The organism is Kitasatospora sp. NPDC002965 (assembly GCF_040611255.1).
In the GTDB taxonomy this organism is placed as follows: domain Bacteria; phylum Actinomycetota; class Actinomycetes; order Streptomycetales; family Streptomycetaceae; genus Kitasatospora.
The window spans coordinates 1-10,263 of sequence record NZ_JBEXNT010000214.1 but is presented as its reverse complement, the minus strand read 5'-3'; the positions used below and the strand labels follow the sequence as shown (position 1 = coordinate 10,263).

At 73.5% G+C, this 10,263-nt stretch carries 11 protein-coding genes; 7 read left to right on the top strand and 4 right to left on the bottom strand.

Annotated elements, in window-relative coordinates; all coding sequences use genetic code 11:
- The 6 genes from ABZY91_RS40105 to ABZY91_RS40080 all read left to right on the top strand — a co-directional run.
- The coding region (locus ABZY91_RS40105; RefSeq protein WP_355408978.1) for an AraC family transcriptional regulator at window positions 1-442 on the top strand (442 nt) is incomplete at its 5' end.
- Window positions 443-780: 338 nt separating this feature from the next.
- The gene (locus ABZY91_RS40100; protein ID WP_355408976.1) at window positions 781-1,875 is read left to right on the top strand and encodes a substrate-binding domain-containing protein; all 1,095 of its coding nucleotides are present in this window, start codon (window positions 781-783) and stop codon (window positions 1,873-1,875) included.
- A 269-nt stretch (window positions 1,876-2,144) separates the two neighbouring features.
- Window positions 2,145-2,933: an ATP-binding cassette domain-containing protein gene (locus tag ABZY91_RS40095; RefSeq protein WP_355408974.1), complete on the top strand. Its 789-nt coding sequence runs from the start codon at window positions 2,145-2,147 to the stop codon at window positions 2,931-2,933.
- Window positions 2,930-4,204 (top strand): sugar ABC transporter permease, encoded by a 1,275-nt coding sequence (locus tag ABZY91_RS40090; RefSeq protein WP_355408972.1) that lies wholly within the window; start codon window positions 2,930-2,932, stop codon window positions 4,202-4,204. The genes ABZY91_RS40095 and ABZY91_RS40090 overlap by 4 nt, the downstream gene beginning before the upstream one ends.
- Window positions 4,205-4,397: 193 nt before the next feature.
- A complete protein-coding gene (locus tag ABZY91_RS40085) occupies window positions 4,398-4,634 on the top strand; it encodes a hypothetical protein (RefSeq protein ID WP_329875645.1) in 237 nt (78 codons plus the stop codon).
- 184 nt (window positions 4,635-4,818) lie between these two features.
- The gene (locus tag ABZY91_RS40080; RefSeq protein WP_355408970.1) at window positions 4,819-5,331 is read left to right on the top strand and encodes an isochorismatase family protein; all 513 of its coding nucleotides are present in this window, start codon (window positions 4,819-4,821) and stop codon (window positions 5,329-5,331) included.
- A gap of 8 nt (window positions 5,332-5,339) precedes the next feature.
- On the opposite strand, the gene murQ is transcribed toward ABZY91_RS40080, so the two are convergent.
- The 4 genes from murQ to ABZY91_RS40060 all read right to left on the bottom strand — a co-directional run bounded on the left by murQ (window position 5,340) and on the right by ABZY91_RS40060 (window position 9,542).
- Window positions 5,340-6,245, bottom strand: coding sequence for an N-acetylmuramic acid 6-phosphate etherase (gene murQ, locus ABZY91_RS40075; RefSeq protein ID WP_355408968.1), 906 nt, complete (start codon window positions 6,243-6,245; stop codon window positions 5,340-5,342).
- A gap of 159 nt (window positions 6,246-6,404) precedes the next feature.
- Window positions 6,405-7,085, bottom strand: a complete 681-nt coding sequence (locus tag ABZY91_RS40070) for a DUF6445 family protein (protein ID WP_355408966.1) — start codon at window positions 7,083-7,085, stop codon at window positions 6,405-6,407.
- A 100-nt stretch (window positions 7,086-7,185) separates the two neighbouring features.
- The gene (locus ABZY91_RS40065; RefSeq protein WP_355408964.1) at window positions 7,186-8,187 is read right to left on the bottom strand and encodes a YdcF family protein; all 1,002 of its coding nucleotides are present in this window, start codon (window positions 8,185-8,187) and stop codon (window positions 7,186-7,188) included.
- Window positions 8,188-8,285: 98 nt separating this feature from the next.
- A complete protein-coding gene (locus ABZY91_RS40060) occupies window positions 8,286-9,542 on the bottom strand; it encodes an MFS transporter (protein WP_355408962.1) in 1,257 nt (418 codons plus the stop codon).
- 94 nt (window positions 9,543-9,636) lie between these two features.
- Between ABZY91_RS40060 and ABZY91_RS40055 the strand changes: the two genes are divergently transcribed.
- Window positions 9,637-10,257, top strand: a complete 621-nt coding sequence (locus tag ABZY91_RS40055; protein ID WP_355408960.1) for a MarR family transcriptional regulator — start codon at window positions 9,637-9,639, stop codon at window positions 10,255-10,257.
- Window positions 10,258-10,263 lie beyond the last annotated feature (6 nt).

Here is a 10,263-nt window from a genome sequence, read left to right as displayed (position 1 = left end):
CGGGGCGCAGGACGGTCCGGCCGCCGCCGCCGCCGCCGCCGGAGGACCGGGGCCGGGGCCGGGGTCGGCGGGGGCGCGGGGCGGTGGCTGGTCCGCCGCGCTGGGTGACCCGGTCGTCGCCGCCGCGTTGCGGGCCCTGCACGAGGACCCCGCGCGGGGCTGGAGCACCGAGGACCTCGCCGCCCACGCCGGGGTCTCCCGGGCCACCCTCACCCGGCGGTTCACCGGGCTGGTCGGCCGTCCGCCGATGGCCTACCTCACCTGGTGGCGGATGACGCGCGCGGCGGCGCTGCTCCAGCAGACCGCCGAGCCGCTGGACGTCATCGCCCGCCGGGTCGGATACGCGACCCCGTACGCGCTCTCGCACGCCTTCAACCGGCTCTTCGGGACGACGCCCGGCCGCTACCGGGCTCGTACGTCACCCCTTCTCTCTGACGGTTGATCAAACTCTTGAACGCTTGAGTCGACCTGCCCTGTTCCTGTCAAGAGGGCCTCGGATGGTCGCTCGGCTCGGTCCGTGCGCGCTCCGCTCGGCTTTCCCTCAGGTCCGTACCAGGTGGGGCCCATTTTCTGGAGGGATTCGTCCGTTCTGTCATGTCCTGTCATAGCTCGACTCGGAGGAATCTCCAGGTTTCAATCCCGATCGGGCGTTCATGAAGATAACGAAAGAGTCGGGATTGAGGAGAGCTTGAATTTACTTATTGACGCCAGCTGACGGGGCCGGGTTAACTCCTCCCACCTCGCCGCAGCGCTGCGGCACCTGTCACGGAGGCACCCCCCATGAACGCAACGATGCGTCGCGTCCTCGTCGGCACCGCCGCGGTCTCACTGGCCCTGTCCATGGCCGCCTGCGGCAAGGCCGGTGGAGACAAGAAGGACAGCGCGAGCTCCGGGGACACCAAGTCCATCGGCCTGCTCCTGCCGGAGAACGCATCCTCCACCCGCTACGAGTCCTTCGACCGCCCGTTCATCGAGGCCAAGGTCACCGCCCTCTGCCCGGACTGCAAGGTCCGCTACAGCAACGCCGAGGGCAGCGCCGCGAAGCAGAAGCAGCAGTTCGACACCCTGATCGCGGAGGGCGTGAAGGTGATCGTCCTCGACGCCTTCGACGCCAAGTCCACCCAGTCGTGGGTCAAGGAGGCGGCCGGAAAGGGCGTCAAGGTCGTGGCCTACGACCGGCTGGCCACCGGCCCGGTCGCGGCCTACGTCTCCTTCGACAACGAGAAGGTCGGCGAGCTCCAGGGCCAGGCCCTGCTGGACGCCCTCGGCGGCAGGGCCGCCGACGCCAACATCGTGATGATCAACGGTGACGAGGCCGACCCGAACGCCGCCCTCTTCAAGTCCGGTGCCCACAAGGTGCTCGACGGCAAGATCAAGAAGGTGGTCTACGAGCAGTCCGGCGAGTGGAAGCCCACCGTCGCGGGCCAGAAGACCGGCGCCGCCATCACCCAGCTCGGCAAGGACGGCTTCCAGGCCGTCTACTCCGCCAACGACGGCATGGCCGGCGCCATCATCACCCAGCTCAAGGCGGCCGGCATCACCGTCCCGGTCGGCGGTCAGGACGCCGGCCTCGATGCCGTCCAGCGGATCGTCGCCGGTGACCAGGCCTACACCATCTACAAGGCCTACAAGCCGCTCGCCGACAACGCCGCCGAACTGGCCGTCAGCCTGCTGCAGGGCAAGGACGTCAAGGCCGTCGCCTCCACCACGGTGGACAGCGAGACCGACAAGGGCATCCCGGCCAAGCTGCTGCAGCCCAAGATCGTCACCAAGGCGAACATCAAGGACACCGTGATCGCCGACGGCCTCTACAAGCCCGCCGACATCTGCACCGCGGACTACGCCGCCGGCTGCACCGCCGCCGGCATCAACTAGCAGTTCCCACAGGGCCGTCCGACCGGCTCCGGCGAACCGCCACGGCGCTCCCCGGCCCACCGGGGAGCGCCGGCCCGAGGCCCGGCCGCTCGCCCGCCGACCGGCACCCCCGACCGCGCGAGCACCCCGGCGAGCACCACCGCGTCGCGAGCACCGCCGGGTCGGACGCGCCCCGTCGCGACACGACCACGTCGCGAGCACCACCCCCTCGCGGGTCCCACAGCCCCGCGAACACCCACCCACCCCCGCCACGCACACCCACGCAGGAGATGGTTCACGTGACAGGCGCACCCGTACTGGCGCTGCGCGCGGTCTCCAAGCGCTTCGGCGCCGTCCAGGCCCTCACCGACGTCGACCTCGACGTCCACGCCGGCGAGGTCCTCGCCCTGGTCGGCGACAACGGCGCCGGCAAGTCCACCCTGGTCAAGACGATCGCCGGCGTCCACCCCATCGACGAGGGCGCCATCACCTGGGACGGGCGCCCGGTCCGGATCGCCCGGCCCCAGGACGCCCAGACGCTCGGCATCGCCACCGTCTACCAGGACCTCGCGCTCTGCGACAACCTCGACGTCGTCGCCAACCTGTTCCTCGGCCGCGAACTGCGCCGCCGCGGCGCGCTGGACGAGGTCGCCATGGAGCGCCGGGCCAAGGAGCTGCTGGACACCCTGTCGATCCGCATCCCCAGCGTGCGGATCCCGATCGCCGCGCTCTCCGGCGGACAGCGCCAGGTCGTCGCCATCGCCCGCGCCCTGGTCGGAGACCCGCAGATCGTCATCCTCGACGAGCCCACCGCCGCGCTCGGCGTCGAACAGACCGCGCAGGTCCTCGACCTGGTCGAGCGGCTCCGCCAGCGCGGCCTCGGCGTCATCCTCATCAGCCACAACATGGCGGACGTCCGCGCGGTCGCCGACACCGTCGCCGTCCTGCGGCTCGGCCGCAACAACGGCGTCTTCCCGGTCGCCGGCACCACGCCCGAGGAGATCATCTCCGCCATCACCGGCGCCACCGACAACGCCGTCACCCGGCGCCAGGCACGTATCGCGGAGGAAGCGAAGTGACCACCAGCCAGACCACCCCCACCGCCGGGCCCACCGACGGGAGTGCGACCGCGACCGACCCGCGCCTGCTGGTCCGCCAGGGCGGCTTCGCCGGGTACGCCGAGGAGTTCCGCCGCAAGATCCGCAGCGGTGACCTCGGCTCGCTGCCGGTCGTGATCGGCCTCATCCTGATCGCGGTCATCTTCCAGAGCGTCACCGGCCACTTCCTCCAAGCGGACAACCTGACCAACATCACCAAGTGGATCGCCGGCTACGGCCTGATCTCGGTCGGGGTCGTCTTCGTCCTGCTGCTCGGGGAGATCGACCTCTCGCTCGGCTCGGTCGCCGGCGTCTGCGCCGCCGTCACCTCCGTCCTCGCCGTGCGGCAGGGCGTGAACGAGTGGCTGGCGATCGTGATCGCCCTGCTCACGGCCGCCGCGATGGGAGCCCTGCACGGCTTCTTCTTCGCCAAGATCGGCGTGCCCGCCTTCGTCGTCACCCTGGCCGGCATGCTCGCCTGGAGCGGCCTCCAGGACTACGTGCTCGGCCGGCTCGGCACCGTCAACAACATCAACGACGGCGTCGTCGCCCATCTCGACAACTACTTCCTCGGCGACGGCGACATCTCCTTCGCCTGGCTGCTCGCCGTCCTCGCCATCGGCGGCTTCCTCGCGGCACAGCTCCTCACCGCCCGGCGCCGCACCGCGGCCGGCCTGCCGGCCAGGCCGCTGGGCGACATCGCGCTGCGCACCGGCGGCCTGGCCCTCGTCGCCCTGGTCGGCGCCTACACGCTCAACCAGGACAGCGGCCTGCCGCTGCCGCTGGTCGTGCTGGTCGGCGTGGTCGTCCTCACCGACTTCGTGCTCCGGCGCACCTCCTACGGACGCCAGATCTTCGCGGTCGGCGGCGGCATCGAGGCCGCCCGCCGGGCCGGCATCAACGTCGCCTGGATCCGGATCTCGGTGTTCATGATCTCCGCCGCGCTGGCCGGTCTCGGCGGGCTCTTCATCGCCTCCCAGCAGGGCTCGGCCGACAAGCTCCTCGGCGGGGGCAACGTGCTGATGAGCGCCATCGCCGCAGCCGTCATCGGCGGGACCAGCCTCTTCGGCGGGCGCGGCAGCACCTGGTCCGCCCTGCTCGGCATGCTGGTGATCCAGTCGATCACCACCGGGCTGGACATGGTGCACGCGGCCCAGGCCATCCAGTACATGATCACCGGCGCGGTGCTGCTCGCCGCGGTGGTGCTCGACTCGGTCTCCCGGCGCACGCAGAAGTCCGCCGGCCGGGGCTGAGACGGGGCCGCCTCCCCGGCGAACGGCCCTCCCGAACGGCCCGGTCCCCACCCCCACGGGGACCGGGCCTCCGCCGTGCGCGGGACGTTGGTCCCTCCCGTCCGTCCGCCCGGGCCCGCACCCTGGAGTGCGGGCCCGCCGGTCCGCGGAGACCGGCGGCGCGAGCCGAGTATGTGAGGAAGTACCGCCGTCCATGTCCGCCGAGACGATCGTGCACCGTTTGGTCGACGCCTTCTTCACCCACTGCCACGAGTGCGGCGAACCCCGTGACTCCGACTGCCACCCGCGCTCCCACTGGCGCCTCTACCTGGACCTCGACGCGGAGACCGTCCGGCGGATCCGCACGTGGGCGCTCGATCCGGCCCAGCCGGTCGGCACCGACGCCGAGCGAGCCGTGCTGTTGCACTGGCTCGAAACGCAGGAGGCCTGAGGCACGCCGCGCGCCGGTCGCTCGGCCCCCGGGCTGCGGCGCGGCACTCCCGCCCCGCTCCGGCCCCGTGTCCTCGTGCCCTCGTGCCCTCGTGTCCCCGCCGGACGCGGGGCCGAGCGGGTCGAGCGGGCGGAGATCGGTGCGGCGGGTGGGGCGCGACGCCGTTCCGCTAGCGTGAGCGACCATGCAGACCCTTGATCCCGCCCGCACCGCCCTCGTCCTGGTCGATCTGATGCCCCGGATCGCCGCTCTGCCGCTGGCCCCGCGCACGGGTGCCGAGGTGGTGGCCGCCTCGCTGGACCTCGCGGAGGCGTTCCGCGCCGCGGGCGCGCCGGTGATCGCGATCCGCGTCGAGCGGCCGGGCGTGGTCGAGCAGCCGCCGGGGAGCGAGCTGGTGGCCGAGGTGGCGGAGGCCGCCGACGAGGTCGTGGTCAAACGCACGATCGGCGGCTTCCACGGCACCGGGCTGGACGAGCTGCTCCGGGAACGCGGGGTGGAGACCCTGGTGTTCGGCGGCATCGCCACCAACCTCGGTGTCGAGTCCACCGCCCGCGCCGCCTCCGACCACGGCTACGCGCTGCTGTTCGTCGAGGAGGCGCTGGCCGCCCTGACCGAGGAGGAGCACCGGGCGGCGGTCGGCCTGAACCTGCCCCGCTTCGGCGAGGTGGTCGGGCGGGCGGCCGTCCGCCTGGACTGACCTCCGGCCTACTCCTGCGCCGTCCCGACCGGCCGCCGGGCCAGCTCCAGGGCGTCGCGCAGGCGCCCGCCGGAGGCGGCCAGCAACTGCGCGGCGGCCGGTGCGTCGACCCCGGCGAGGACGACCAGGACGGCGTCCTTGACCTCGCCGCCGGTCGCGGCCAGTGCGCGCCGCGCGGTCGCCTCGTCCGCTCCGGTGATCTCGGTGACGATCCGGCGGGCCCGGTCACGCAGTTTGGCGTTGCCGGTCCGTACGTCGACCATCAGGTTCCCGTACGTCTTGCCGAGCCGGACCATCACCGCCGTGGAGATCAGGTTCAGCACCAGCTTCTGCGCCGTCCCCGCCTTCAGCCGGGTGGAACCGGCCACCACCTCGGGCCCCACGACCACCTCGATGCCCAGCTCGGCCGCGGCCACCAGGGGTGAGCCCGCCGTGCAGGACAGCCCCACGGACAGGGCCCCGGCCGTGCGCGCGTGCCGGACGGCTGCCACCGTGTACGGCGTGCGGCCCGAGGCCGACAGCCCGATCACGGTGTCGTCGGGCGTCGGCGCCAGCGCGTCCAGGTCGGCGACGGCCCGCTCCGGGCGGTCCTCCGCCCCCTCCACGGCGTGCAGCAGCGCCTGCGGTCCGCCCGCGATCAGCCCGACCACCCGGCCCGGCCCGGTGTTGAACGTCGGCGGGCACTCGCTCGCGTCGAGGACGCCGAGCCGCCCGGCCGTCCCGGCGCCGGCGTAGACCAGCCGCCCGCCCCGGCCCATCCGGGCGGCGACCGCGTCCACCACGGCGGCGATCCGCGGCAGTGCGCCGGTCACCGCGGTGGCGACGGTCCGGTCCTCGGCGTTCATCAGCCGAAGCAGGTCGAGCGTCGCCAGCCGGTCGATCCCGCCCCACTCCGGCCGCACCGTTTCCGTCACCGGTCGCGGCAGCGGCGGGGGAGGAGACGGGGGCGGTGCGGCCGATGAGGTCGCGGCGGCGGGGTCGGACGGGTGCGCACTCTCCATACGCCCCACCTCCCCCCGCCGGACCGCTGCCAACCCGGCGCGGGCGGGTGGGCGGGCCGTGGGGCCCGGCGGTCAGGCCATCCAGAAGAAGACCGCCGTCATGCGCCGGTCCTCCGGGGTGAGGCCGTAGTAGCCGGTGGCGCTGTGGATGAGGTTGGCGTGGTACAGCAGGAGCCGGTTGTAGCGGTTGGGCACGCGCACGTCCTCGACGAACGCGTCGGACGGGACGCGCCGGGTGCCGAGGGCCTCGACGAGGTTGTGGTGCGGCGCGGTGACGAGGTTGCCGCCGAGCCGCCCTCCCGGGAACTGCTGGCGGTAGAAGCCGGTGCCGGCGTCCCCGGGGGCGCCGGGGCTGAGGTAGAGCACGGCCGCGAAGCGGCAGAGCGCGCGGGAGTCGGTGTGGGGGCGCGGCTGCGACTCCCCGGCGCCGACGACCTGGACGCAGTTGTGGTTGAGGGTGCCGCCGACAGGGGTGCTCCGGACCCAGAGCCGCCGGGCGCCGGTGGCCCTGCGGACCAGGGTCTCGACCCGGGCGAGTTCGTCGGGTTCGAGCCCGGGCATGGTCCGCAGTCCGGGCCAGGCCTCCGGCCGGTAGGGGTGGCCCTCGGTCCACTCGCCGCGGTCGAGGCAGCGTCGCCGGACGGCGTCGGGGTCGGGCAGGACGTCGTCGATCACCCAGTAGTCGCGTCCGGGCGTGGGTTTGCGGTACGGGAGGACCGGCAGGGCGGTCCTCCCGGCGGGCAGTGGAGGCATGCGCCGACCATAGGATTCGAGGCCCCCAACATTCTGCCGTGAGCAGGTCAACCTTTCGTCAAAGGCGTCGGGGGCCGGTCCGGACGGGCGGCGCGGCCGGTCAGTAGGTGGCCGCGAGCAGTCCGCAGACCGCCAGGAAGCCGCAGATCCCGAAGTTGACCAGCTTGTGGGCGAGGAACACCGCCGCGAACTCGCGTATGGTCGCGCTCGGCCAGTAGTACGCGGCCGTCGGCGAGCCGAAGACCTGCCCGTTGACGCCGGTCTTGCGGGCCATGAGCGCGGCGCGGAACGCGTGGAAGTTGTTGGTGACGATGACGCAGCGGTAGTCGGGCCGGGCCTGCTCCATGATCACCTTGCTGAAGACCAGGTTCTCCTCGGTGGTGCGCGAGCGGTCCTCCTGCTCCAGGTGCTCCGGGGGGAAGCCGCGCTCGACGAGGTAGCCCGCCATCGCGTGGGACTCCGCCACCTTCTCGTCCGACCCCTTCCCGCCCGAGGCGATCAGGACCGGCGGGTTGCCGCGTGCGGCCTGCCGGTCGTAGACCTCGCGGCCCCGGTCGAGCCGGCTGGCGAGCAGCGGCGGCACCCGCTCCCCGCCGATCAGTCCGGAGCCGAGCACCACCACGAAGTCGACGTCGCGGCGTGGGCGGTGGCGTCCGTAGAGGAAGGCGTAGCCGACGAAGCAGACGAACAGGAAGGAGACGTAGCCGACCACCAGGACGGCCGTTCCGGCGACGATGCCGAGCCGGACCGAGTGGGTGGCCAGCGCCGCCACGAGCAGGCCGATCACCGCGAGGATGCCGAGTCCGGCGAGCAGCGAGAGCAGGTTGGCGAGCCGCCACCCCTCCTTGCGGACCATGGTGAGCCCGTTGGAGATCAGGAAGCCGATCAGGGCCAGGGTGCCGGTGGCCGGAACCAGGATGATCGCGACCGCCGCCAGCTCCGCCACCAGCGTCGGCGCCTTGCGCAGCTCGGCGATCAGGGCGAGCGCGAGAAAGGACATGGCGAGGCCGAGCAGGACGGCGTTGCTGAACTGGCGGCGGTCCCGCAGGACTCCGATCCCGCAGAGGAGGAAGAAGAAGGCCGCTGGGGTATAGGCGATCATGCTCGTATCGTAGGGGCCCGGCCGGGGTGGCCGGCGGGAGCCTCCGGATCGGCCGCCGCCGGCGTGCGGACGGGCGTGCGCACCGGCCGGCGGGGCGACTACGGGCGCGCCGGCTCCGGCCGTGCGGGCCGCTCCTGCCCCTCGTGCGAGGCCCCGTGCTTCGGTCCGATGCGCCCGATCCGGCGCACGCCCGGTACCGCCGCGGTGCCCGCGCAGGCGAGCGCCACCAGGGCGGCGGTGACGAGCAGGGGCCCGGTGCTGCCCCAGGCGTCGGCGGCGAGCGGGGCCAGCGTGTAGCCGAGCGGTGCGGCGGCGAGGGAGAGCAGCCAGTCGTAGGAGGTGACCCTGGCCAGCACCTGGGCCGGGAACTCCTGCTGGACGACGGTCTGCCAGACCGGGTTGAGGAAGCCGAGCCCGGTCATGGCCAGCGCGTAGGCGGTCACCGTGACCGGCGCGGGCGCGCTCACGGCGAGGGCCGTCAGCGGCAGCGCGTACAGGGCCAGGCCCAGGTTGGCGACGAGGACGGGCTGTCGCGGCCGGACCCGCCCGGCGATCAGCGAACCGGCCAGCACCCCGAAGGCGGCGGCCTGGGTCATGGCGATCCACACGCCGTCACCGCCGAGCCGCTGGGCCGCGATGAGCGGGCCGAGGGTCAGCAGGACGGCGCTGGCGCCGTTCCAGACGCCGTGGCCGATCAGACTGGTCCAGTACCAGTCGCGTGCGCGCAGCTCGCTCCACCCCTCGGCCAGGTCCGCGCGCAGCGGGCGACGGCCGCCCGGGGTGTGGCGGACCCTCAGCCGCGACATCAGCGCGGCGCTGACCAGGAACGAGGCGCCGTCCAGGACGAACGCCCAGCCGGCGCCCGCCGTGTAGACCAGCAGGCCGGCCAGTGCGGGGCCGCCGAGCCGCGCGGCGTTGGTGGCGGAGGCGAGCAGGGCGTTGGCGCGCATCCGCAGCGGGCCCTCGACGGTGGCCGCGATCAGCGGCGAGGCGGTCGGCATGGCGAAGGCGGAGGCGATGCCGCCGACCGCCTCGGCGACGGCGATGTGCGCCAACCGGGGCTCGCCGCCGAGCAGTTCGAGGCCGACGAGGATCTGGGCGGCGGCCCGGACCAGGTCGGTGGTGAGCGCGATCAGGCGCGGATTGAAGCGGTCCCCGACGACGCCGCCGAGCGGGAGGAGGAGCAGGCGCGGCACCATGGCGCAGCCCAGGACCAGGGCGAGCGCGGAGGAGGAGCCGGTCGCCCGGGTGATCGCGATGGCGAGCGCGGCCGGGACGACGGCGTCGCCGAGGGTCGAGACCGCCCGGCCGAGGAAGAGCAGGCGGAAGTCGCGGAGTCGCAGAGGGTGGGTCACGGACGGGACTATATTTCGGTACCGAAATTTCGGCAACGAAATAATGTGGGTCCGACGTGACAGGCCGTGACGTGCCGCCGCCTAGACTCGTGCCATGACGCGCGCCCCCCGCCCCGACCGACCGGCCGACCGGCAGCCCCCGGACGAGGCGCGGGCGGAGGAGCTCCGCGACTGGACCGACGGCCACGTCGAACGCTGGCGGCCGGTCCTGCCGCACCTCGACCCGGACATCGAGGGCGCCGTCACCCGGATGAGCAAGCTCTCCCGCCACCTCGGCCGCGTGCGCGAACAGGGCGTGGCCGACTACGGCCTGCAGAAGCACGAGTTCGACACCCTGCACGAGCTGGCCGGGCGCGGCGGCCATGCCGCCCCGTCCGAGCTCCGGAACGACCTCAACCTGGCACCGGCCTCGGTGACCGGCCGGCTCGAAGCACTCGAACGGCGCGGGTTCGTCGTCCGCACCCCCTCCACCGGGGACCGGCGGCGGGTCGACGTCCGGCTCACCGAGACGGGCCGCGCGGCCTGGCGCGAGGCGCTGGACGTGGTCGGCCGCGAGGAACGGCGCCTGCTCGGCGTCCTCACGCCGGACGAACGGCGCCGGCTCTCCGACCTGCTGCGCCGCGTCCTGCTGGCCGCCGAGGCGCCCGCGCCGGACCGGCCGGGCAGGCCCGAGCGGCCGGGGAGGTCCACGGCCGCAGGCGGGCACGGCCACTGACCGCGG

Excerpts from the sequence above, each read along its gene's own strand:
- ABZY91_RS40055 (WP_355408960.1), top strand. The coding sequence starts at position 9,637 with ATGACGCGCGCCCCCCGCCCCGACCGACCGGCCGACCGGCAGCCCCCG.
- ABZY91_RS40095 (WP_355408974.1), top strand. The coding sequence starts at position 2,145 with ATGGTTCACGTGACAGGCGCACCCGTACTGGCGCTGCGCGCGGTCTCC.
- ABZY91_RS40065 (WP_355408964.1), bottom strand. The coding sequence starts at position 8,187 with ATGATCGCCTATACCCCAGCGGCCTTCTTCTTCCTCCTCTGCGGGATC.
- ABZY91_RS40070 (WP_355408966.1), bottom strand. The coding sequence starts at position 7,085 with ATGCCTCCACTGCCCGCCGGGAGGACCGCCCTGCCGGTCCTCCCGTAC.
- ABZY91_RS40085 (WP_329875645.1), top strand. The coding sequence starts at position 4,398 with ATGTCCGCCGAGACGATCGTGCACCGTTTGGTCGACGCCTTCTTCACC.
- ABZY91_RS40100 (WP_355408976.1), top strand. The coding sequence starts at position 781 with ATGAACGCAACGATGCGTCGCGTCCTCGTCGGCACCGCCGCGGTCTCA.
- ABZY91_RS40080 (WP_355408970.1), top strand. The coding sequence starts at position 4,819 with ATGCAGACCCTTGATCCCGCCCGCACCGCCCTCGTCCTGGTCGATCTG.